This is a genomic window from Pedococcus soli (assembly GCF_054782575.1).
On sequence record NZ_BAAGSF010000004.1, the window covers coordinates 1,357,610 to 1,380,290 of the forward strand.

The 22,681-nt window shown below is 72.5% G+C and carries 18 protein-coding genes; 11 read left to right on the plus strand and 7 right to left on the minus strand.

The window, feature by feature from the left end; all coding sequences use genetic code 11:
- Nucleotides 1–26: 26 nt before the first annotated feature.
- From ACYVKF_RS12515 to ACYVKF_RS12525, 3 genes are all read left to right on the plus strand, one after another.
- Complete coding sequence (locus ACYVKF_RS12515) at nucleotides 27–905, plus strand: universal stress protein (protein ID WP_460966721.1); 879 nt, start codon at nucleotides 27–29, stop codon at nucleotides 903–905.
- A gap of 322 nt (nucleotides 906–1,227) precedes the next feature.
- Nucleotides 1,228–2,001 (plus strand): matrixin family metalloprotease, encoded by a 774-nt coding sequence (locus ACYVKF_RS12520; protein WP_460966723.1) that lies wholly within the window; start codon nucleotides 1,228–1,230, stop codon nucleotides 1,999–2,001.
- 27 nt (nucleotides 2,002–2,028) lie between these two features.
- On the plus strand, nucleotides 2,029–3,036 hold the full coding sequence (locus ACYVKF_RS12525; RefSeq protein WP_460966725.1) for a LacI family DNA-binding transcriptional regulator: 1,008 nt from the start codon (nucleotides 2,029–2,031) through the stop codon (nucleotides 3,034–3,036).
- A 109-nt stretch (nucleotides 3,037–3,145) separates the two neighbouring features.
- Here the strand turns inward: ACYVKF_RS12525 and ACYVKF_RS12530 are convergent, their stop codons facing one another.
- Nucleotides 3,146–5,113, minus strand: a complete 1,968-nt coding sequence (locus ACYVKF_RS12530) for an adenylyl cyclase (protein ID WP_460966727.1) — start codon at nucleotides 5,111–5,113, stop codon at nucleotides 3,146–3,148.
- Between the two features lie 99 nt (nucleotides 5,114–5,212).
- On the opposite strand from ACYVKF_RS12530, the gene ACYVKF_RS12535 reads away from it, so the two are divergent.
- Nucleotides 5,213–6,541, plus strand: coding sequence for an MFS transporter (locus ACYVKF_RS12535; RefSeq protein WP_460966729.1), 1,329 nt, complete (start codon nucleotides 5,213–5,215; stop codon nucleotides 6,539–6,541).
- 9 nt (nucleotides 6,542–6,550) lie between these two features.
- Nucleotides 6,551–10,936 (plus strand): AAA domain-containing protein, encoded by a 4,386-nt coding sequence (locus tag ACYVKF_RS12540; RefSeq protein WP_460966731.1) that lies wholly within the window; start codon nucleotides 6,551–6,553, stop codon nucleotides 10,934–10,936.
- A gap of 140 nt (nucleotides 10,937–11,076) precedes the next feature.
- Here ACYVKF_RS12540 and mscL read toward each other — a convergent pair whose 3' ends face one another.
- From mscL to ACYVKF_RS12565, 5 genes are all read right to left on the minus strand, one after another.
- The gene (mscL, locus tag ACYVKF_RS12545; RefSeq protein WP_056916510.1) at nucleotides 11,077–11,442 is read right to left on the minus strand and encodes a large conductance mechanosensitive channel protein MscL; all 366 of its coding nucleotides are present in this window, start codon (nucleotides 11,440–11,442) and stop codon (nucleotides 11,077–11,079) included.
- A gap of 139 nt (nucleotides 11,443–11,581) precedes the next feature.
- Complete coding sequence (locus ACYVKF_RS12550) at nucleotides 11,582–12,274, minus strand: SAF domain-containing protein (protein ID WP_460966733.1); 693 nt, start codon at nucleotides 12,272–12,274, stop codon at nucleotides 11,582–11,584.
- 10 nt (nucleotides 12,275–12,284) lie between these two features.
- The gene (locus ACYVKF_RS12555) at nucleotides 12,285–13,121 is read right to left on the minus strand and encodes an S-methyl-5'-thioadenosine phosphorylase (protein ID WP_056919757.1); all 837 of its coding nucleotides are present in this window, start codon (nucleotides 13,119–13,121) and stop codon (nucleotides 12,285–12,287) included.
- Nucleotides 13,122–13,240: 119 nt separating this feature from the next.
- Complete coding sequence (locus ACYVKF_RS12560) at nucleotides 13,241–13,615, minus strand: FmdB family zinc ribbon protein (RefSeq protein WP_460966735.1); 375 nt, start codon at nucleotides 13,613–13,615, stop codon at nucleotides 13,241–13,243.
- A gap of 86 nt (nucleotides 13,616–13,701) precedes the next feature.
- Nucleotides 13,702–15,372 carry a potassium/proton antiporter gene (locus tag ACYVKF_RS12565; protein ID WP_082580831.1) on the minus strand — a complete coding sequence of 557 codons (1,671 nt, stop codon included), beginning with the start codon at nucleotides 15,370–15,372 and terminating at the stop codon, nucleotides 13,702–13,704.
- 47 nt (nucleotides 15,373–15,419) lie between these two features.
- On the opposite strand from ACYVKF_RS12565, the gene ACYVKF_RS12570 reads away from it, so the two are divergent.
- Entirely contained in the window at nucleotides 15,420–18,116 is a 2,697-nt protein-coding gene (locus ACYVKF_RS12570; RefSeq protein ID WP_460966738.1) for a penicillin acylase family protein, read from the plus strand.
- Here ACYVKF_RS12570 and ACYVKF_RS12575 read toward each other — a convergent pair.
- A complete protein-coding gene (locus ACYVKF_RS12575; protein WP_460966740.1) occupies nucleotides 18,113–18,766 on the minus strand; it encodes a 5-formyltetrahydrofolate cyclo-ligase in 654 nt (217 codons plus the stop codon). The genes ACYVKF_RS12570 and ACYVKF_RS12575 overlap by 4 nt on opposite strands.
- Nucleotides 18,767–18,830: 64 nt before the next feature.
- Between ACYVKF_RS12575 and galU the strand changes: the two genes are divergently transcribed.
- Genes galU through ACYVKF_RS12600 form a run of 5 tightly spaced genes read left to right on the plus strand, consistent with a single transcriptional unit; the run spans nucleotide 18,831 to nucleotide 22,671 of the window.
- Nucleotides 18,831–19,751 (plus strand): UTP--glucose-1-phosphate uridylyltransferase GalU, encoded by a 921-nt coding sequence (gene galU, locus ACYVKF_RS12580; RefSeq protein ID WP_460966742.1) that lies wholly within the window; start codon nucleotides 18,831–18,833, stop codon nucleotides 19,749–19,751.
- Complete coding sequence (glp, locus tag ACYVKF_RS12585) at nucleotides 19,748–20,968, plus strand: molybdotransferase-like divisome protein Glp (RefSeq protein ID WP_460966745.1); 1,221 nt, start codon at nucleotides 19,748–19,750, stop codon at nucleotides 20,966–20,968. Before galU ends, glp begins: the two co-directional genes overlap by 4 nt.
- A complete protein-coding gene (moaC, locus tag ACYVKF_RS12590) occupies nucleotides 20,965–21,480 on the plus strand; it encodes a cyclic pyranopterin monophosphate synthase MoaC (protein ID WP_157581484.1) in 516 nt (171 codons plus the stop codon). The genes glp and moaC overlap by 4 nt, the downstream gene beginning before the upstream one ends.
- Nucleotides 21,477–21,989 (plus strand): MogA/MoaB family molybdenum cofactor biosynthesis protein, encoded by a 513-nt coding sequence (locus tag ACYVKF_RS12595; RefSeq protein ID WP_056919760.1) that lies wholly within the window; start codon nucleotides 21,477–21,479, stop codon nucleotides 21,987–21,989. The genes moaC and ACYVKF_RS12595 overlap by 4 nt, the downstream gene beginning before the upstream one ends.
- A 19-nt stretch (nucleotides 21,990–22,008) precedes the next feature.
- Entirely contained in the window at nucleotides 22,009–22,671 is a 663-nt protein-coding gene (locus ACYVKF_RS12600) for a GNAT family N-acetyltransferase (protein ID WP_056917413.1), read from the plus strand.
- The last annotated feature ends 10 nt before the right edge of the window (nucleotides 22,672–22,681 follow it).

A 22,681-nucleotide genomic window follows, 5' to 3' on the forward strand; every position in this document is an offset into this window, starting at 1 on the left:
ACCGGGTCCTCGACAAGGAGGACTCCATGGATGCACGCATCCTCGTCGGCTACGACGGAACGCCCGGGTCGGAGGTCGCCCTCGACTGGGCCGCCGCCACCTCGCGCCGACAGGGTTCGCGGCTGACCGTCCTCCATTGCGTGGAGATGGGGGCCCTACCCATCGTTCCGATCATGTCCGTCGCCGCCCTGCCCAGCGAGGTCCGCGACGACGCGCAGGCCACACTCGACCGCGGCGTCCAGCGGGCGCAGGCGGTCACCACCCCGTCGCTCGTGACCGGGGTCCTCGTCCTCGGCACCGCTGCGGCTGAGCTGGTCAGCGCCTCCAAGGACGCCGACGTGGTCGTGGTGGGGTCGCGAGGGCGCGGCCGGATCGCCTCCGGCCTGCTCGGATCCGCCTCGTATGCCGTGGCCGCGCACGCCTTGTGCCCCGTCGTCGTGGTCCGGGGCGAGGCGACGGTCCAACCCGACCCGGACCACCCGGTGGTGGTCGGCGTCGACGACAGCGAGGCCTCGCACCGCGCCGTGAACGCGGCAGCCCTGCTCGCTGCCGCAGCCGACGCCACCCTGCGACTGGTGACGGTCGGCCGGCTGCGCTCACCCGAGGGATGGGCCTACGTCGAGGACTCAAAAGCCGGGACCGAGCACTCGCACGCCGTCCGCGAGCACGCCATACCGATCCTGGAAGGTGCTCGCGAGCGTGCCCTCGAGCGGCACCCAGGGCTCGAGATCGAGACCGAGGTCCTGTTCGGGGAGTCGGGTCACGTGCTCGCGGACCTGGGCGCGCACGCAGGCCTGATCGTTGTGGGGAGCAGGGGGAGGGGCGGGTTCGCCGGACTCCTGCTCGGCTCGGTGAGCCACACCGTGATCCACGAGGCGTCCTGCCCGGTCATGGTCGTCCGCTGAGCCCGTCTGTCCCCGGGTCGACGTGAACACGCCGGGAAAGACCGGCGCGTTTACATCGACCCGCGGCTGTGGGGCGTGACCGGCGGCGACCGGCGGGTTGGGGCGCGGCCGTACCTGGGCGGCGACGCGCCATACCGGAAGCTCGGTCAAGGGCGGGTCAAGGGAGGCAACGTGGGGCACGGCTCGGTCCGTTGGTTGACGCGCGCTCAACCGAACGGACCAAACGCCTCCCGAGTGCGCGAACCGGACAGGGCCGAGGTCTAGCGTTGCCCGCAGAGCGACTCAATCCCCCGGAGCGCTCGACCTCGTCGAAGGACACCCTGTGCGCATCCCCCTCCCTCGCAAGGCCCTCGCCGCGATCACCGCGGCCACCGCCATGCTCGCCTTCGCCACCGCGGTCACCACCGCCACGCCGCAGTCCGCGGAGGGCGCGACGGCGACGTACAAGTTCACCTACCTCACGCTCCCCAACGGCACGAAGGTGCCGCTGCGCTGGAACGGCTGCCAGGCCGCCGTGACGTGGAAGGCGAACCTCGCCGCGGTGCCCACCGCCCAGCGCGCGACCGTGCTGGCGGAGACGAAGACCGCGGTCAGCCGGATCGCCACGTACACCGGGATGACGTTCTCGTACAAGGGATCCACGACCGAGGTCCCGCAGTCGGGGTCGATGCCCAAGCAGTCGGCCGAGCTCGTCATCGCCTACACCACCCCCAGCAAGACGAACTACAGCCTGGCTGGTTCCGTTCTCGGCCAGGGCGGCCTGTACGCCGCCTGGGTCTCGCGGACGTCCGGCGGCACGACGACGTACACGACGGCCGCGCTGCGCGGGTTCGTCGTCCTCGACACCCCGCAGATCCTCAGCCAGACCAAGCCGGGCTTCGGCGCCGGCCTGCGCCGCACCAACGTCGTCCTGCACGAGCTCGGCCACGCCTTCGGCCTGGCCCACGTCACGACGAACACCCAGCAGATGTACCCCAGCATCTCCAGCGTCTCGCCCAACGGCATGGCCACCGGCGACCGGGGAGGTCTCTACCGGCTCGGCAAGCCCGCCGGCTGCATCAACACCGCCGGGATGCCGCTCACCGACCTCAGCTAGGGCACGGCGCGGCGTTAGCCTCCTGTCGTGCGCCCCTCCACCCCGACCCGATCTGTGACGAGCACGGACGTCGCTCGGGACAGTGGTGTCTCGCGCACGACGGTCAGCTACGTCCTCAACGACACGCCGGGTGTGACGATCTCCGACCAGACCCGGGCCCGCGTCCGCGCCTCGGCCGAACGCCTGGGTTACACGCCGTCGGCCGCGGCCCGCACGCTGCGGACCGGCCGCAGCGACCTGGTGCTGTACGTCCTGCCCGACTGGCCCCTCGGGCCCGCCGTCGACTCGCTGCTCGACCACCTCGCGGGTGAGCTCGCGGAACGTGGCCTGTCCCTCCTCGTCCACCACCAGCGGGGCGGGCGACCCCTCACCGACCTGCTGCGCGTCGTGACGCCGCGCGCCGTCGTGGGGTTCACGGCATTCTCGACGGCCGACCGCGACGCGCTGCGCCGGGCCGGTGTGCAGGTCCTGGGGACTTTGCTCGACGACCCCGGCGCGGCAGGTCTGTTCACGGCCTCCCAACGCAGCATCGGTCGCCTCCAGGCCCGTCACCTGCGCGAGCACGGGCACCGCGTCATCGGGTATGCCGCCGCGACCGACCCGCGCGTCGCCCACTTCGTGGAGCTGCGCCTCGAGGGTGTCCGCGCCGAGTGCGCCGAGGCGGGACTGCCTGCGCCTCAAGTGATCTCGGTCGACCCGTCCCTCGAGTCCGCGGTCGCGGCGGTGCGTGGCTGGCGGAGCGCCGACCCCGCCGCCACAGCGGTCGCGGCCTACAACGACGACGTCGCCATCGCCGTCCTGGCCGCCGTGCGGGCCGAGGGCCTGCAGGCGCCGCGGGACCTCGCGGTGATCGGTGTCGACGACGGCCCCGCCGCCCCCTTCACGGTCCCACCCCTCACCACCGTCTCGCAGGCCCTGGAGGTGCAGGCGCGCCACCTCGCCGGCGTCGTCGTCGAAGGGCTCCGGGGTGGCGACGAGGAAGGCCTGCCCACGGGCGACGACCTCATTGAGGTCGTCGCCCGCGACTCCGTCTGACGTCCGGTGTCCGACGGCAGGCCGTCTGAGGGACTCACCACAGACGTCTGACGGCAGTGGGCCGGGCCGCCACAGCGACCCGACCCACCCGAACCCGTTGCTGCAGTGGCTACTTCGCCGGGTAGTCCACGACGTACTCGGGCGTCCCGACCCGCGTGGTGTCGACGGCAGCCCCGACCCCGTTGACCACGTGGTCGAGGGTGCCGGCGCCGAGGTTGACCGTGAGGACGTGGTGCAGCATCACGCCGGGCGTCCTCGGGACCTCGAACCCGTTCTCCGTGTGGATCGACGGGTTGTTCTGGTTGAAGACGTAGGCGCCACCGGCGAAGAGGCGGTGCTGCTTCACCCGGTCGGAGACCTTGTACGCCGACCAGCCGGGGGTGCGGCCGTTCATCCAGTCCGCCTGGGTCGGCGGGTCGTACGGCAGCTCGTTCTGGAAGAACACCGTCGTGCCGCGCTCGCCGTTCCAGACGACGTTGTGCTCCTGGAAGTGCTCCACGAAGAAGCCGGTCGTCGTCACATCGTCACCGTTGACGACGACGCCGTTGGCCGCGGTGTTGGTACGCCAGCGGTCGGTGTCGCCGTTGACCCCCCGGGTGAAGCCTTCCGTTCCGTGGTCGGCGCGCCACACCCAGGTGTGGTCGACGAGCACGTCGTCACTGTTGATCTCGAGCGCGACCTTGGTCCGACCGACGTGGGGACCGCCGACGCGGAAGTACACGTCGGACAGCGTGGTCGGGTTCGACGCGGCGGGGCGGCCGGCCTTCGGGCGGTCGCCGTGGTCGCCGTGGTCGTGGCGCTTCGACCCGATCCGCATCAGCGCCTGCGACTGGACCGGACCGGCGTCGACCGTGACCCCCGCGATGACCACGCCCGGGACGTCCTTCACCTCGACCGGCACGGCGCCGCGGGCGGACGTGAGGGTCGCGTGACCGAGGCCGAGCACCACGGTGTCGGCGCGCTTGACCTCGATGGTGCGGTCCACGTCGTACACGCCCGGGGTGAGGAGCAGGTGCTTGCCGCGGGCCAGCTGGGAGTTGATCTCCTGCTCGGAGGTCCCGGGGCGGGCGATGAAGAAGTCGCGCAGGGGGATGGTCCGGCCGGGGGTGGTGCCGGAGCCCCACGAGATGCCGCGGCTGTCGCGCTGCGCGGACGGGACGCGCACGGCATACCGGCCCTGGTCGTCCACGAAGAGGAAGGGCTTCTCGCGGCTCAATGGCGTGCGGTCCAGCGTCGTGTACGCCGGGTCCGGGAAGCCCGCCTCGGACGGTGCGCCCACGACCCCCGAGAAGGTCGCGTTCCACACGGCGTTGCTCCAGCCGGCGATCTCGCTGTTGCGGGTCAGCCACTGCTGCTGCGAACCATTGATGACCTGGGGGAGGCGCGAGTCGGCGATGAACCCTCCGCTGGCGTACTGCGGTCCGGCGGTGCAGTAGTCCATCAACGACAGGTTCGCCCCGCTCACGTCGAGACGGCGCATCGACACCGCCTGGGACACCGCCCAGAAGTCGGCGGAGGCGCGGCACCCGTCCGGCCCGGCCGCGTTGACGCGGATCGAGAGGTTGGACAGGGTGCGCCAGAAGTTGTTGAGGGCGATGCAGTTGCTGGTGCCACCGTCACCGAGGCAGCGGTTGTAGACCTCGATCTTGCCGTTGATCCGCACGTCGGTCGGTGAGGCACCCAGGCCGGCGATCTCGGTGTAGTAGCCGACCTTGACCTGCAGCGGCTGGGCGTCGGTGCCGTAGGTGCCCGGCTTGAACAGGAAGGCGTAGCGCTCGCTGCCCATCTCGTTGTCGACCTGGGTCGCCGCGGCCTTGTCGAGCGCCGCCTGGATCGTGGCCACGGGCATGGTCGGGTCGAACACGGTCACCGACGGCGGCAGGGCCGTGTCGGTGGGGCCGGCCGGCGGATTGGCCGGGCCCGGCGCGGCGACGGCGGACGGGCCCGCGGTCGCGGACAGGGCTCCGAGCATCGTCACGGTCGCAGCCACGGCGACCCAGCGGCGGGCTCCCGTGCCGTGGTGGGCCGTCATCCCCGAGGGGGGCGAGGGGTGTCTGGGGGTGGGGGTCGAGGACATCGTCGGCGCTCTTCCGGTGGGTGGTGAATCGTGTCACCTCGAAGCATGTGGGGGTGGATGGACGACGTCAAGGGGTGGCCCACCGGCTAGCCTGCGCTGGTGCCACCAGCCCCGCGACCTGCCCCGACGTCCGGCGTCGCGGTCCAGCACCGCACCGTCCGCACCCTGGTCGGGTCGCAGATGCTCGGCGGGGTCGGGGTCGCGAGCGGGGTGGCCGTGGGCTCGCTGCTGGCCGAGGACGTGAGCGGCTCGGCCGAGCTCGCCGGGCTGGGAGGCACCTTCCAGGTCCTCGGGGGTGCCCTCATCGCCGTGCCGATGGCCCGCCTCATGGCGCGGAGCGGGCGTCGACCCGGGCTGGTCATGGGGTACGTCCTCGGCATCGTCGGTGCCGTCCTGCTCATCGTGGCCGGCGTGGTGCGCAGCTTCCCGCTCCTGCTCGTGGCGAGCGTGCTGTTCGGTGGGGCGACCACCGCCAACAGCCAGGCCCGGTATGCCGCGGCCGACCTCGCGGACGATGCCCACCGCGGGCGTGACCTCAGCATCGTCGTCTGGGCCACGACCGTGGGCGCAGTGCTCGGGCCGAACCTCGTCGGCCTCGCGGGCGGCGTCGCCGACGTCCTGCACCTGCCCGCACTGACCGGTGCGTTCGTCTTCTCGCTCGTCGGGTTCGCGCTCGCGGCGCTGCTCCTCACCGTGCGGCTGCGCCCCGACCCGCTCCTGCTCGCCCGGCGTCGTGCGCGCGACGCGGCACCCCACGATCCCGTGGAGCGTGCCCACGGGTCGGTCGTCCGCGGTGCCCGCGTCGTGCTGGCCAGCCCGGCGGCCCTGCTGGGGCTGGTGGCGGTGGCGCTCGGTCACGTGGTGATGGTCAGCGTCATGGTGATGACCCCGCTGCACATGCACCACGGCGGCTCGACGCTGCGGCTCATCGGCCTGGTCATCAGCATCCACATCCTCGGCATGTACGCGCTCTCGCCGGTCGTCGGCACGGCGGTCGACCGGTTCGGTGCCCGGCCCGTCGTGGGGGTCGGCTCGGTCGTCCTGCTGGCGGCCTGCCTGCTCGCAGCCCAGGCACCCACCGGCTGGTCGCCTGGCCTGGCCGTCGGCCTCTTCCTGCTCGGCGTGGGCTGGTCGTGCACCCTCGTCAGCGGCTCGACCCTCATCGCGGGGGCGGTGCCGGTGGCCGAGCGGGCCGGGGCCCAGGGCGCCTCCGACCTCGCGATGGGGCTCGCCGCTGGTGGGGGAGGAGCGCTCGCCGGGGTGGTCGTCGGCCAGCTCGGGTACGGCGCGCTCGGCCTCGGCGCGGCCGTCGTCGCCGTCGTCATCGGGCTCACTGCTGCCTTCCTCCGAGGACCGCGGGGGCGCCCGGTCGAGACGGCCGCCCACACGCCGCCCGGCGTCGAACCGACCGACAGCAGGGTTCGTTAGCCTGCACAGGTGAACCAGCCGACCGACGAGACCCCCACCGCCCCGGCTGCCGACCCCGACCCCCGTGGTGAACGCGTCGCCGCGGCCGTGAAGACCTGGCAGCGCCACCTGGTCGACCTCGGCGGGCGCAACACCCTGCTCTGGTACCGCGACCTCCCCACGGGCACCCTCGACCTCACCACCGCCCACCCGGGCGGCCTCGCCATGCTCCTCGCCGGTCGGCCCACCCGCCTGTCCGACCTGGTCCGCGAGCCCGCGGCCCTGGACGAGGCGCGGCGGCGCGCGCGCACCATACGGTCCAAGACCCTCGAGCTCTCCGAGGAGCGGGGCATCGCCGCGGGCTTCATCGCGATCGGTATGGCGACGTGGACCGTCCGCGGGGCCTCGCGCCCCCCGGCGGCCCCGGTCCTGCTGCGCTCGTGCGTCCTCAAGCCGACCGGTGCCGCGCGCGAGGACTTCGACCTCGACCTCGGCAGCGACGTGGAGTTCAACCCGGTGCTCGAGCACTACCTGCGGTCCGAGCAGGGTCTCGACCTCGACACCGACGCCCTCGAGGACCTTGCGACCGCGAGCGGCAGCTTCGACGCGTACCCCGTGTACGAGCGGCTCAAGCAGCTCTGCGCCGCGGTCCCCGACTTCGCGATCACCCCGCGGCTGGTCGTCGGCACCTTCTCGTACGCCAAGCTCCCCATGGTGGCCGACCTTGCAGGGCAGGGGAGCTCGCTCGCCGACCATGACGTCGTCGCCGCCCTGGCGGGTGACCCGGGGGCGCTGCGCGCGGTGCGGACCCAGGTGCCGGAGTTCCCCGCGGACGCAGACCCGTCGCACGAGCTGCTCATCCTCGACGCCGACTCGACGCAGCAGGCCGCCATCGACGCGGTCCGTTCGGGTGCGCACCTCGTCATCAAGGGCCCACCCGGGACGGGCAAGTCACAGACCATCGCCAACCTCATCGCCAGCCTGGCGGGGGAGGGCAAGCGGGTGCTGTTCGTCGCCGAGAAGCGGGCCGCCATCGACGCCGTGCTGGGGCGTCTGGACAACGTGGGCCTGTCCGACCTCGTGCTCGACGCCTACGACGGCGCCAGCAACAAGCGACGGCTGGCGCAGGAGTTCGGCAAGGCGCTCGAACGCGGCACCAGCACCACCGAGCCCGACACCGCCGAGATCGAACGCGACCTCGTCGACCGCCGCGCCATCCTCGTCGAGCACTCCAGGGCCCTGCACGAGGTGCGTCAGCCCTGGGGCGTCTCGGCCCACCAGGCGCAGGAGGCCATCGCCACCCTGGGCGCCGCCCGGCACTCGCCGACCTCGCGCGTCCGGGTCCGCGGCCAGCAGCTCGCGGACCTCGACCGCCGCCGGGTCCAGGAGCTCGGCCGCCAGCTCACCGAGGCGGCATCGCTGGGCGCCTGGTCGACCGAGGAGGGCGCCGACCCGTGGTTCGGCGCCCGCATCCCGACCTCCGAGGAGGCGGTCCGCGCCCGCGAGATCACCAGCCGCCTCGCCGAGGGTCAGCTCCAGGACGTCGAGCAGACCATGACCGAGGTGTTCGCCGAGGTCAGCCTTCCGCGCGCCGAACGCGTCGGCGACTGGGGCGTCGTCCTCGACTCGGTCTCGAAGGTCCGCGACACCCTCGAGGTGTTCCGGCCCGAGGTGTTCGACATCCCCCTGGGCGACCTCGTGGCGGCGACCGGCTCGAAGTCCTACCGCACCGAGCACGACGTCGAGCTCGGAGCGTGGTCCCGGTGGCGCCTGAGGCGTCAGGCCCGCTCGTTGCTGCGCCCCGGCCCGCCGCCCAGCGACCTGCACGCGGCCCTGGTGGACGCGCAGCAGCAGCGCACGTCGTGGCAGGCCATGGCCGGCGCCGGTGGCCGCCCCGAGATCCCGCTCGAGCTCGACCGGGCGCAGGCGGCATACGACTCCCTCGCGCAGGACCTGCGCTGGCTCGGCGAGCGGCTCGCCCCCACCGCCGCCGGCGGTGACCTCATGGGTGCCCCGCTGACCGAGCTGCAGCAGCGGATGGCCGACCTGGCCTCCCGCCCCGAGCGGCTCACCGTCGTCCCGCGCGTCCTCGGCGCCCTCGACGCCCTGCGCGCCGCGGGCATGGGGCCCCTGGTCGACGACCTCGCCCGCCGCGGCGTCGAGCCCGACGACGTGTCGGCCGAGCTGGACTTCGTGTGGTGGACCTCGCTGTCCGAGGACCTCATCGTGCGCGACTCCCGGTACGGCGCCCATGACGGGGCCCAGCTCCTGCGGGTGGCGGCGGAGTACGTCAACGCCGACCACGCCCACCTGGCCGCGAGCGCCGACCGCGTCCGCGCCGGAGCCGCCCGCAAGCTGCGCGAGGTCCTCGCCGACCACCCCGAGCAGGAGGCGCTGGTGCGGGCGGAGGCTGGTAAGTCGCGGCGCCACCGGCCGCTGCGCGAGCTGCTGCCCAAGGCAGGGGAGACCTTGACCGCGGCCAAGCCCGCGTGGGCGATGAGCCCGCTGGTCGTCGCCTCGATCCTGCCGCCGGGACGCTGGTTCGACGTGGTCATCTTCGACGAGGCATCCCAGATCCCGCCCGCCCAGGCGGTCTCGGCGATCTCGCGCGCCCACCAGGTCGTCGTGGCCGGTGACGAGCGACAGCTCCCGCCGACGAACTTCTTCACCTCCGCGGTCGACGAGGACCTCGCGCCGGACTCGGAGACGCTGACCGAGGGGTTCGAGTCGGTGCTCGACGTGCTGACCGCTGCCCTGCCGACGCGTCGCCTGTCGTGGCACTACCGCTCGCTCGACGAGCGCCTCGTCGCGTTCGCCAACCGTGAGATGTACGACGGCTCGCTCGTGACCTTCCCCGGCACGGGCACCGACGCCGTGGTGCGCCTCGAGTCGGTCGAGGGTTCCGGCGTCGTCGCGCCCGGCGAGGAGGCCATCGAGTCGACGGAGGCCGAGGTCGACCGGGTCGTGGCCCTGGTCCTCGAGCACGCCCGCACCCGACCGCAGGAGTCGCTCGGCGTCATCGCGCTCGGCATCAAGCACGCCACCCGCCTCGACGACGCGCTGCGCAAGGCCCTGCTCGAGGCCGACGGTGTCGGCGACTTCTTCGACGAGGACCGTCGCGAACGCTTCTTCGTCAAGAACCTCGAGCGCGTCCAGGGTGACGAGCGTGACGCCATCATCCTGTCCGTGGGGTACGGCAAGACCCCGCACGGTCGGGTGCTGCACCGGTTCGGACCGCTGAACCTCGAGGGCGGCGAGCGCCGCCTCAACGTCGCCATCACCCGTGCCCGCCGCCGCATGACCGTCGTCTCGTCGCTGCTCGCGTCGGACCTCGACCCGACCCGCCTCAAGGCGCGTGGCGCGGTCATGCTCCGCGACTTCCTCTCGTATGCCGCCGACGGAACCCTCCCGGGTCCGGCCACCTCGTCCGCGGCGTCCACGGTCGCCGCCCCCGTGGCTGCCGCGGAGGCCGCACGGAGGGACGCGTCGTCGACGGACGAGGTCGTCGAGCCGGTCCCGGACCTCACGGCTGCGGCTGCCGCGGCTCCGCTGGGCGGGCTGGTGCGGGCGGAGTTCGCCCGTCGTCTGCGCGAGTCGGGGCTGGTGGTGCACGAGGCGTTCGGTGGCGCCGGTCACCCGGTCGACCTCGCGGTCGAGGACCCCGACCGCCCCGGCCTGGTGCTGGTCGCGGTGGAGACGGACGGCCCGGCCTACGCCGCCATGCACAGCAGCCGCGACCGCGACCGCCTGCGCGGCGAGCAGCTCGGCCGCCTGGGTTGGGAGCACGTCCGCGTGTGGACGACGGACCTCTTCCGTGACCCGGCCCGAGACGTGTCGCGCGTCCACGCGGCGGTCCAGCGGGCAGCCTCCCGCCGGACGGCAGCCGAGCGTGCGGCCAAGGCTGCCGCACCCGTGGTCGCTGTCGCGAACCTCGTCGTGATCCCGGCCGCCGAGCCGGTCGAGCCCGAGGCGGCGACGGGCGCAGCGACCCCCGTCGGCACGGCCCTCGACGACTCTGCTCCCGTCGACCCGGCTCCGGTCGAGGCGGAGGCGCCCGCGGAGTCCGAGGAGGTCGTCGACGACGCAGTGGCGGAGGCCTCGACCGGCGATGCCCAGCTGACGTTCGAGGGCCTCGGGTCGTCGGACGACTTCGCGCCCAAGCCCGACACCGGCGCCCGCAAGCGCCGGGTCCGTGGCCGCCGCGCCACGGCGAAGCCCACGAACACCCAGTCGGGGGAGCAGCTCCCCGAGCCCGAGCCGGCCGAGGCCGCCGAGTCCACCAAGGCCGAGAGCCAGCCGAAGGCGCCGGACCAGACCAAGGACGACACCGACGCCGGCTGGGGTGAGCAGCCGAACCTCTCGGCGCACGACCGCTGGCTGTTCGAGCAGCGACCCCCGCACTGGGGTCGCGACTGACCCACGCCCGCCACGGGCGGGCGACACGACAAAACGCTGGTTGCGGGGCAACCCTCGGGGAAACAACCCGCGGTATGCCGTGCAACCAGCGTTTTGCGTGTGAAGGGGGGCGCGTCGGGCGCGCGCCTGGCCCGGTGGGCTCAGACGGCGCGGTTGAGCGAGTCGCGGATCTCGCGGAGCAGGATGACGCTCTCGTCCGGGGCGTCGTCGACCTCCGGGGCCTGGGCGAACCGGGCCTTCGCTGCCTCGTACGGCTTGACGACGAAGAAGTAGACGACGAATGCCATGAGCAGGAAGGCGAACAGAGCAGTCAGGAACGGTCCGACCGAGACCAAGCCGCCGGGCTTGAAGTCATCGAAGTTCTTGGCGCCGCCCACCTTGCCCACGAGCTCGATGATGATCTTGGTGAACGAGGTGACCACGGCCGCGAATGCCGCGCCGATGATGAACGCGACGGCAAGCTCGACGAGGTTGCCCCGCATGACGAAGTCTTTGAAACCCTTCATGGGATCCGCACCCTTTCCCTTGATGAGTGGAGCAGTGGCTTCCACGCTAGCGATCCGAACCGCGCGCGTCTGCGCATGACCATCTGCGGAAAATGTCCGTGTCGCGGACGGAGCTGCGTCCCTCACCGGGTCGTGGGGCTCAGCGCGACCGGAGGACCACCGCGAGCTGCGGGCGACCCAGCACGTCCTGTTGGGCGGCGGACAGGTCGAGGATGGTCGGCTGGTCGACCGCCACGGTGAGCCCCGAACCCTCCAGGTTGTCGCCGCTGGAGGAACCCGGCCCGTTGAGCACCGCCCCGAAGTCGGTGGTGAACACCGCGTCGACGGCCAGGACCGGCGCGCTGTGGGCCACCACGCCGCCCGGACCGACGAGGTCGATGCGGTCGCCGGGGCGCACCATCGACACCGACCGGGCGTCGGCGATCATCACGTGGAAGGCGAGCAGGTCGATTGGCTGCCCGGTCAGGACGCTCGACGGCCTGGCCCGGTCGGTGGTGACCGGCTCGCCGCGGTTGAGCGTCGCCGTCAGGGGCCGGCCGATGACCTGCGACACCTCGGACGCCGCACCGTCCGGGACGAGGTCGGCCGGAAAGAGCAGCACGCGCAGGGCGTCGGGGGTCGCCACCTCGCCGACCGCCAGCGGTCGGGCCGCGACGACGACCGGTGTGAGTGCCCCGCCACGCGGTGACTGCGCGAGGGCGACGACGCCGAGCACCGCGGCCGCGGCGCATGCAGCCGCCAGTCCACGACGCGCGACCCGGCGTCGCCACTCACGGCGACGTCCGGGACCGCGCAGCCAGTCGACCAGCTGCCGTGCCCGGGCCGTCTCCACGTGAGGATCCTCAGCCGGGGAGCGCGAAGGGGAGGGTGATCCCGTCGAGCGCGCGGCGGCACGAGCAGGTGGCGGTCTCGTCGTCCTCAGCGGCAGGCATGGCCGCGAGTGCCGAACGCAGGACGGCCTTGAGGCCGTCGACGTTGCGGCCGAACACCGCCAGCACCTCCTCGTGGGTGACGGCCTCTCCGCCGTCGACTCCGGCGTCGTGGTCCGTGACGAGCGCGATGGTGGTGAAGCACATGGCCAGCTCGCGGGCGACCGATGCCTCGGGCATCCCGGTCATGCCGACCACGGTCCACCCGGCCTGCTGGTGCCAGGCGGACTCGGCCTTGGAGGAGAAGCGCGGACCGTTGATGACCACGAGGGTGCCTGAGTCGGCGACCTCCTTGCCGGCCCCGCGGGTGGCGGCGATCGCGACCTCACGCCCACGCGGACAGTAGGGGTCGGCGAACCCGACGTGCACGACCGGTCCCTCCGCGTCGTAGACGGTGTGGGCGCGGCCCCAGGTGCGGTCGACGACCTGGTCGGGGACGACCACGGTCCCCGGCCCGAGCTCGGGCTTCAGCGAACCGACCGCGCACGGTGCCAGGACCTGGCGGACGCCGACCGATCGCAGGGCCCAGAGGTTCGCCCGGTAGTTGACGCGGTGGGGCGGGAAGCGGTGTCCCTGACCGTGCCGTGCGATGAAGGCCACCCGCCGACCGTCCACCTCACCGATGACGAGGTCGTCGCTCGGGTCGCCGAACGGTGTGCTCACGCTGACCCGCTCGGCCTGGTCGAAGAACTCGTAGAACCCGGAGCCGCCGATGAGGCCGAGGTCTGCGCGCAGGTGCTCTGGGGTCATGTCGTCCAGCCTACGCAGCGGGGTCGGGGCCGACATCCGGGCGAGCTGCTGCTGTGGACGTGAGACGACGACGCCCGCCCCTGTGGACAGGAGCGGGCTCGAGGAGACGTGGGGAGTGCTCAGGCAGCCGAGCCGTCCGCCGCCTTCGACGAGGACGAGGAGGCCCCGGCCTTGGCTGCACTGCCCGAGGACGATCCCGACGAGGAGGACCCCGACGAGGACCCCGAGTCGGAACCGGACGAGCTGGACGAACCCGAGTCGCTGGAGCCGTTCGAGCTCGAGTCGCTCTTGCCCGCGGGCATCGACGCGGACGAGCCGCTGCGCGAGTCGGTGCGGTAGAACCCGCCGCCCTTGAACACGACGCCCACCGCGCTGAAGACCTTGCGCAGGCGGCCCTCGCACACGGGGCAGACGGTGAGCGAGTCGTCACTGAACGACTGCACCGCGTCGAAGCGGTGGTCGCACTCGGTGCAGGCGTAGGAGTACGTCGGCACAGGTTCCTCCAAGATGTGGCGGCCAGCGGTCCGGTGAGGGCTGGCACTGTGGTGGGTCGACTGCCAACTATAAGGCCGAGCGGACCCTACTTCTTCCCGCCGAGGCGCTCGCCCAGGCGCCTGACCAGGGCCCGACCGCTGTCTCCCGGCGACAGGGCCTGCCCCGCCGGGACCACGGCGGTCCCGTCGCCCCGGCCGCGCAGCTGGCGTCCACCGCTGGTGGCCCACCCGGCGAGGCGGCCGTTCTGGCTGACCTCCCGGACCCTCTTCTCGGCCCTGGTGCGGGACTCGGCGGTCGCGACGATGAGCAGCTGGTCGCCCCGCCGGACCACGGTGTTGACCTCGGGGACGAACCCCTTGTCACCGCGCACGACCAGCGTGACGTTGGCGCCCTCGGGCAGGCGCAGCTCGAAGATCTCGACGCCGTGCAGCTTGGACGCCGGGCCCACGGTGACCTGCAGCATCTCCGCCCCCAGCTCCTCCAGGGGCGTCGCCTCGACAGCGAGGTCGAGCGTGGCGTAGTCCTCCACGATGCCGAGGCGTTGGGCCACCCACGGCAGGGTCGGCGCCTGGACGATGGTGAAGACGACCACGAGGACGAACACCAGCTCGAAGATCCACTCGACGTTCTTGGCCCCCACCGTGAGGGGGACGGTCGCGAGCACGACGGGGACGGCGCCCCGCAGCCCGGCCCAGGAGAGGAACACCTGGTCCCGCCACCCGATCCGGAACCAGGAGGCCGAGGCGATCACGGACAGGGGGCGGGCGACCAGCAGCAGGACGAGGCCGATGACGATGGCCGGCAGGACCTGCGAGCCCATCTTGCTGGGGGAGGCGAGCAGACCGAGGAGCACGAACAGGCCGATCTGGGCGAGCCAACCCAGCGCCGTGGAGAGGCCGAGCACCGCCGGGCCGTGCGGGAGCCGCAGGTTGCCCAGCACGAGGGCGGCCAGGTAGCAGGCGATGAAGCCGCTCGCGTGCACGGTGGCCGCAGCGGCATACGCGAGGACGGTGAGGGCGACCACCCCGATGCTGAACAGGCCGGACGAACCCGACGCGGCCCGGCGCATGAACTGTCCACCGACCCACCCGACGGCGAGCCCGATCGCGGCACCGACCCCGAGCTCGACCACCGCCTTGAACAGCAGCGTGAACCAGCCCTCGGCGTCGGCCGGGTCGGCGCTGCGGGCGGCGAGAGCCGTGACGAGGATGACGACCGGGGCGTCGTTGAAGCCGGACTCGGCCTCGAGCATCCCCGTGATCCGGCGCGGGAGCGGCACCCGGCGCAGCACGGAGAACACGGCCGCGGCGTCCGTCGAGGACAGGATGGCGCCGACGAGCAGGGCGGTGTTCCAGTCCAGGTGCAGCACGAACCGCGCGGCGACCGCCACGACGGCGACCGAGACCACCACGCCCAGGGTCGAGAGCACGGCCGCGGGGCCCACGGACCTGCGGATGCCCTCCCACCGCGTGCTCAACCCGCCCTCGGACAGGATGAGGATGAGGGCCGCGTAGCCGAGCACCTGGGTGAGCTCGTTGGAGTCGAACTGGATCCGTCCGAAGCCGGCCTCGCCGATGGCCAGGCCGATGCCGAGGTAGATGAGCAGCGACGGCAGGCCGGACCTCACCGACAGCCGGACGGCGGCCACGGAGACCAGCAGGACGAGCGATCCGACGAGCAGTGCGGGCGTCAGGTCGTGCAGCGTGAAGGCCGACGAACCCGCTTCGAGGGCAAGGGCGGGGAGTCCTGCGTGCACGGCCCGTCACGTCCTTTCCCTGTCAGTGGTGCGGATAGTCTCGCAGGGTGTCCCGCGCCATTCTTGCCCGCCGCATTGCCATCGCCGTGGCGGCCCTCCTGGTCGTCGTCCTCGGAATAGTCGCGGTTCTCGCGGTCACGTGGGTGAGGCGTCCGTTCCCCGTCACCGAGGGGGAGATGAAGGTCCCCGGTCTGCAGGGCAAGGTCGACGTGGTCCGCAACGACAAGGGCATCCCGCAGATCTACGCCGACAGCTCCGACGACCTGTTCCGCGCGCAGGGGTTCGTGCAGGCCCAGGACCGGTTCTTCGAGATGGACCTGCGCCGGCACATCACCTCCGGGCGGCTCTCCGAGCTGGTCGGTGAGGGCGGCCTCGAGACCGACCGGGTGATCCGGACGCTGGGCTGGCGGCGCGTCGCCGAGGCCGAGCTGCCGACGCTCAAGCCCGAGACCCGCCGCTACCTGCAGGCGTACTCCGACGGGGTCAACGCCTACATCCACCAGCAGGGCACCCCCTCGAAGATGTCGCTCGAGTACGTCGTCCTGGGCCAGAAGGTCCCCGACTACCGGGTCGAGGACTGGACCCCGGCGGACTCGCTGGCCTGGCTCAAGGCGATGGCCTGGGACCTGCGCGGCGACTACAGCGACGAGCTGATGCGGGCTCGCCTCGCGGGGACGATGTCCCTGGCCCAGATCAACGAGCTCTACCCGCCGTACCCCTACGACACCAACAAGCCGATCCTCTCCGCCCAGGACTGGACGCCGACGACGTCGAACGCCACCAACGGTTCGGCCAACTCCGCCCTGCCCTTCGCCGCCCCCGCCACCACGGGCAAGGCGGCCACCACGGGCAAGGCGACCAAGGCGGTCAAGGACGCGAAGGCGACCGACCCCGAGCTCACCGCCGAGCGCAGCCCGGCCGCGGAGCAGGCGTATGCCGCGGTGTCCAGGGCCCTGCGCGCCGTCCCGGTCACCGTCGGGCGGGGCGACGGGATCGGCTCCAACTCGTGGGTGGTCGGCGGGTCGCGCACCAGCACCGGCAAGCCGCTGCTCGCCAACGACCCGCACCTCGGCGTCAGCATCCCCGGCATCTGGTACCAGGTCGGCCTGCACTGCCGCTCGGTCAGCAGCAGCTGTCCGTTCGACGTGGCCGGCTACTCGTTCGCCGGCCTGCCCGGCGTCGTCATCGGGCACAACCAGTCGATCGGCTGGGGCTTCACCAACCTCGGGCCCGACGTCAGCGACTTCTTCCTCGAGCAGGTGCGCGGCAACACCTACCTGCGCGACGGCAAGCAGGAGCCGCTGACCATGCGCACCGAGACGATCAAGATCGGTGGCGGCGGGGAGCAGACCATCACGGTCCGCAGCACCGCGCACGGCCCGCTGCTGTCCGACGCGCTCGACAAGGTCGCCGAGGCCGGGGACAGCCCCCTGGTCAACTCCCGCACGAGCCCCGGCGACTACGAGGTCGCGCTGCAGTGGACCGGCATCGAGGTCAACCAGACCGCCGATGCGATCTTCGGCCTCAACACCGCCCAGAACTTCCAGGAGTTCCGCGCGGCAGCCAAGGACTTCGCCGTCCCGGCGCAGAACCTCCTGTACGCCGACACGGCCGGCAACATCGGCTACCAGGCTCCCGGCTCCATACCGATCCGCAGCCGGTACATGGAGAGCGCCCCCGGCTTCTGGATCCGCCCGGGCTGGGTCTCCTCGTGGGACTGGAAGGGCAAGGTCCCGTTCGACGAGATGCCCTGGTCCTACAACCCGCCGGAGGGGTTCATCGTGGCGGCCAACCAGGCGGTCACCGAGAGCGGCTCGCCGTTCCTCACCACCGAGTGGGACTACGGCTTCCGCAGCCAGCGCATCCGCAGCCTGCTGGAGAAGAACACCAAGGTCACCCCGGCCACGATGTCGCAGATCCAGGGTGACGTGCGCAGCCAGTTCGCCCCGACGCTGGTCAAGGCGCTGCTCAAGGTGGACCTGAGCGGTGACGACTTCACCAAGCAGGCCCAAGACCTCTTGCGCAAGTGGGACTACACGATGCCGGTGGGCGCGAGCGACGCCGGCGCGGCCGCGGCCTACTACAACGCGGTCTGGTCGAGCCTGCTCGACCTGACGTTCGACGACGAGCTGCCCAAGGACCTGCGGGCCGACGGTGGCGACCAGTGGATGCAGGCGATGACCCAGCTGCTGACCAAGCCGCGCTCGGCCTGGTGGGACGACAAGCGGACCGCCGGGGTGGCCGAGGGCCAGTCCGAGATCCTGCGCAAGGCCCTCGTCGATGCCCGCCTCGACCTGACGCGTGAGCTCGGCAAGGACCCGTCCGACTGGCAGTGGGGCGAGCTGCACACCCTGACGCTCCAGCACCAGGTGCTCGGCGGCGACGACGTCCCCGGCGTGGTGCGGGCCCTGTTCAACCGCGGCCCGATCGAGCTGCCCGGTGGCTCCGCGATCGTCAACGCCAATGGCTGGGACGCCAGCCAGGGCCTCGACGACGCCAGCCGCTCCAAGGCGTTCAAGGTCGACTGGGCCCCCTCGATGCGCATGGTGCTCGACTTCTCGGACCTCGACCGGTCACGCTGGGTCAACCAGACGGGCAACAGCGGCCACGCGTTCTCCGACCACTACAACGACCAGTCCGAGGCGTGGGCCAAGAACGAGCTCTACGACTGGCCGTTCAGCCGCAAGGCAGTCGACGCCGCGGGCGGCGACGAGCTCGTGCTCGTGCCCGGGACGACGAGCTAGCGGGAGCCGGCCGGGCCGGGGGACGCGTCCCCTGACGGCGCCGGGAGTCGTCGGAGCCCTCCCTCCGCGGTGACCACTGCGTCGACGGCCCGGTCGTGCGGCTCGCGGGGCAGGTCGTCGTCGAGCAGCTCCCACGGGTGGACCACGGCGACGAGGGTGGCCGCGGTGCGCGGGAGCGCCCGGTCGTAGCAGCCCCTGCCCCGGCCGATCCGGGTGCCGTGGACGTCGACGCCGTGCGCAGGGACGAAGACCACCTTCGCCCGGCCGACCGCATCGAGCCCGAGCGCCGTCCCGCTGCCCGCCTCGCGCCAGTCGAGGTCCCAGTCCGCGAGGGTGAGGGGCAGCAGCACGCGGACCCCCCTGGCCACCAAGGCCGCGACCAGCGCCTCGGTGGGGGGTTCGGTCGGCATCGACTCGTAGGCGGCGACCCAGTCACCGCGTCCCACGCCGGCCTCACGGGCCGCCCTGAGGGCGGCCACGGCGATGGCCTCGCCGTCGGCGGCCCGGTCGCGGCCCGGCACCTGCTCGCGCCTCAGCCGGCGCAGCCGCCCTCGGACCGCCGCCTTGTCCTCGGGAGCGGGCCCGGCGGCATACCCGCTGGTGGGCTGGGGGTCCGGCTCGGGGGGACGCTCGGGACTGGGGGTGGGCACAGGCTCCATGGTGCCCGCCACCGTGGTCGAGCCGCGAGGGCCGGGGCCGAATAGGGTGGGACGCATGAGCAGCCAGCCCGCCCGACCTGTCACCAAGGCCGTGATCCCCGCAGCTGGACTCGGGACCCGCTTCCTCCCCGCCACCAAGGCGACGCCCAAGGAGATGCTGCCGGTCGTCGACAAGCCGGCGATCCAGTACGTCGTCGAGGAGTCGGTGCGCGCCGGGCTCGACGACGTCCTCATCATCACGGGCCGCAACAAGAACGCCCTCGAGGACCACTTCGATCACCAGTGGGAGCTCGAGCAGGCGCTCGAGGCCAAGGGCGACACGTTCCGCCTCGAGCGGGTGCGCGAGTCGGCGGCGATGAAGGTGCACTTCGTGCGCCAGGGCCAGCCCAAGGGGCTCGGGCACGCGGTGCACGTCGCGAAGGAGCACGTGGGCGACAACCCGTTCGCCGTGCTGCTCGGCGACGACCTCATCGACGCCCGCGACCACCTGCTCGAGGAGATGCTGTGCGTCCGCGAGGAGAAGGGCGGCAGCGTCATCGCGCTGCTCGAGGTGCCGCCGGAGTCCGTCCACCTGTACGGCTGCGCCGCGGTCGACGAGGTCGACGGTGACGTCGTGCGCATCACCGGACTGGTGGAGAAGCCCGACCCGTCCGAGGCGCCGAGCAACTTCGCCGTCATCGGTCGCTACATCCTCGACCCGTCCGTGTTCGGCGTGCTCGAGCAGACGCCGCCCGGACGCGGCGGCGAGATCCAGCTGACCGACGCCCTGCAGACCCTGGCCGGCTCCTCCGAGCCCGGCGGCGGGGTGCACGGTGTCGTCTTCCGCGGCCGCCGCTACGACACCGGCGACCGGCTCGACTACCTCAAGGCCGTCGTGCGGCTCGGCCTGGACCACAACGAGCTGGGTGCCGACTTCGGCGGCTGGCTGGACGAGTTCGCCGCCGAGCGCCGGGACGCGAAGGCCGCCTCCCAGTGATCTCCGTCGAGCAGCACCTCACCCGGATCCTCGGGACCGTCAAGGTCATCAGGCCGTTCGAGCAGGGTGTGCTCGATGCGCAGGGCTGCGTCCTCGCCGAGGACGTGACCGCGCGCGGCTCGCTGCCCGGCTTCACCAACTCCGCGATGGACGGGTATGCCGTGCACGCCGCGGACGTGGCGTCCGCCTCCGAGGAGCACCCGGTCGTGCTGCCCGTGGTCAACGACATCGCGGCCGGCAACACCAACGCGCTCTCCCTGGCCCAGGGCCAGACGATGCGGATCATGACCGGCGCACCGATGCCCCGGGGGGCCGACGCCGTCGTGGCCGTCGAGAACACCGACGGCGGGGTGGTCCGCGTCAGCATCCGGGCCGCGTCCGTGGTCGGCCAGCACGTGCGGGAGGTCGGCGAGGACGTCGAGGAGGGGACCGTCGTGCTCCGGCGCGGCACCCTGCTCGGCCCCGGGCAGATCGCCCTGCTCGCCGCCGCAGGGGTCGCCCGGGTGCGGGTCGTCCCGCGTCCCCGCGTCGTCGTCATCTCCACCGGTGACGAGCTCGTCGAGGTGGGGGAGAAGCCGGCCTTCGGCCAGATCGTCGACTCCAACTCGGTCATGCTCACCGCTGCCGTCACCTCCGTCGGTGCCACGCCCTACCGCGTCGGCGGGGTTGCCGACGACGCCCGCACCCTGATGGCCACCCTCGAGGGCCAGCTCGTCCGCGCCGACGCCATCATCACCACCGGCGGGGTCTCGATGGGGGCCTTCGACACGGTCAAGGAGGTGCTCTCGCGCGTCGGCACGGTGCAGTTCGACAAGGTCGCCATGCGTCCGGGCATGCCGCAGGGCTTCGGGGTGCTGGGGGACGAGCAGGTCCCGGTCTTCACCCTGCCGGGCAACCCGGTCAGCGCGCTCGTGTCGTTCCACGTGTTCGTGGCCCCCGCGCTGCGCGCCATGGCCGGTCGCCCCGAGCCGTCCTTCCCCCCGGGGTACGTGCCCGCGGTGGCGGCAGAGTCGTTCAGCTCGATCCCGGGGAAGATGGAGTTCATGCGGGTCGTCCTGGACGACGACCGGGCCCGGCTCGCCGGTGGTCAGGGGTCGCACATGCTCGGCGCCCTCGCGGCTGCCGATGCGCTCGCGGTCATCCCGCCCGACGTCACCCAGGTCGACGAGGGTGACGCCCTCGAGTGCCTTCCCCTGCTCGGTCGGGAGGGCCAGTGAGCCAAGTCACCGGTGGCCAACCGGACGGGCCGGACGGTTCGCGGCTGACCCACGTCCGCGCCGACGGCTCCGCGCACATGGTCGACGTGTCGGCCAAGTCGGTGACCGCCCGGGAGGCCAGTGCCGCCGGTCGGGTCCTGTTGTCCCCCAAGGCGATCGGCGCCCTCCGTGACGGCAACGTCCCCAAGGGTGACGCGCTCGCGGTGGCCCGGATCGCCGGCATCCAGGCGGTCAAGCGCACTCCGGAGCTGATCCCCCTGGCGCATCCGATCGCCGTGCACGGCGTGGCCGTCGACCTCGACGTCGCCGACGACGGGGTCGACGTCCGGGCCACGGTCCGCACGGCCGACCGGACCGGCATCGAGATGGAGGCGCTCACCGCTGTCGCCGTTGCCGCCCTGGCACTCATCGACATGGTCAAGGCGGTCGACAAGCACGCCCGCATCACCGACGTCCGGGTCACCGCCAAGTCCGGCGGTCGGTCCGGCGACTGGGTGGAGGAGACGACGTGAGCGACCCGACGCAGGCGACCGAGGGGGTGCCGGAGGCGCCACGGGCGTTCGTCGTCACCTGTTCCACCCGGGCGGCCGGGGGTGTCTACCCGGACCGGGGCGGACCCCTGATCGTGGCGGCCCTGCGCGAGTGGGGCTTCGAGGTCGGCGACCCGACGGTCGTCCCGGACGGGCCGGCGGTGCGCGAGGCGCTCGAGGCGGTCCTGGCCGCGGAGCCGGACCTCGTCATCACCACCGGAGGCACCGGGCTCTCGCCGACCGACGGCACCCCGGAGGCCACCAGGCCCCTGCTCGACCGCGAGGTCAGCGGCATCGCCGAGGCGATCCGCGCGGCCGGGGTCCGAGCCGGGGTGCCGACGGCCATGCTCTCGCGCGGACTCGCCGGCATCGCCGGATCGACCCTCGTGGTCAACCTCCCCGGGTCCTCGGGCGGGGTCAAGGACGGCCTCGCCGTGCTCGAGCCCGTGCTGCGGCACGCGCTCTCGCAGATCCGGGGCGGCGACCACTGATGTCGACGTGGCGCGCCTGATGGCTCCGTGGCCGGTCCAGCTCGCTGGCCGCACGACGGCTGGTCAGGAGCTGCTGCTCGACCCCCTCCGCCGGCGTGACCGCAAGGACTGGGTGCGCGTGCGCTCGGTCAACCGCGAGTGGCTCGGCCCGTGGGAGGCCACCGCCCCCGAGGACGACCCCCGCCCGGTGTCCTTCAGCGGCCTGGTGCGGCACTACAACCGCGAGGGTCGGGCCGGGCGGATGATGCCGTTCACGATCCGCACCGAGGGGCAGGTCGTGGGCCAGCTGGTGCTGTTCGGCATCTCGTGGGGTTCGCTGCTGTCGACCTCGGCGGGCTACTGGATCGACCGGCGGGTGGCAGGTCGGGGCATCGTGCCGATGGCCCTGGCCCTCGCCGGCGACCACGCGCTCGGCCCGATGGGCCTTCACCGCATCGAGGTCAACATCCGCCCCGAGAACACCAACAGCCTTGCCGTCGTGCGCAAGCTGGGCTTTCGCGACGAGGGCCGGCGGGCGGCATACCTGCACATCGACGGTCAGTGGCGCGACCACCGGACGTTCGCGCTGACGCGCGAGGACCTCGGTGGGGCGACGCTCGTGGAGCGATTGCACACCAATCACACCAGTCACATTGGCGACACACCGCCCCACGTCCCCGAGGGTCCCGCGCACGGCACCTAACGTCGTGTTC

What these genes read in the sequence shown, in the direction of transcription:
- ACYVKF_RS12515 (WP_460966721.1), top strand. Translation starts at nt 27, where the DNA reads ATGGATGCACGCATCCTCGTCGGCTACGACGGAACGCCCGGGTCGGAG.
- ACYVKF_RS12530 (WP_460966727.1), bottom strand. Translation starts at nt 5,113, where the DNA reads ATGTCCTCGACCCCCACCCCCAGACACCCCTCGCCCCCCTCGGGGATG.
- mscL (WP_056916510.1), bottom strand. Translation starts at nt 11,442, where the DNA reads ATGAAGGGTTTCAAAGACTTCGTCATGCGGGGCAACCTCGTCGAGCTT.
- ACYVKF_RS12555 (WP_056919757.1), bottom strand. Translation starts at nt 13,121, where the DNA reads ATGACCCCAGAGCACCTGCGCGCAGACCTCGGCCTCATCGGCGGCTCC.
- galU (WP_460966742.1), top strand. Translation starts at nt 18,831, where the DNA reads ATGAGCAGCCAGCCCGCCCGACCTGTCACCAAGGCCGTGATCCCCGCA.
- ACYVKF_RS12600 (WP_056917413.1), top strand. Translation starts at nt 22,009, where the DNA reads ATGGCTCCGTGGCCGGTCCAGCTCGCTGGCCGCACGACGGCTGGTCAG.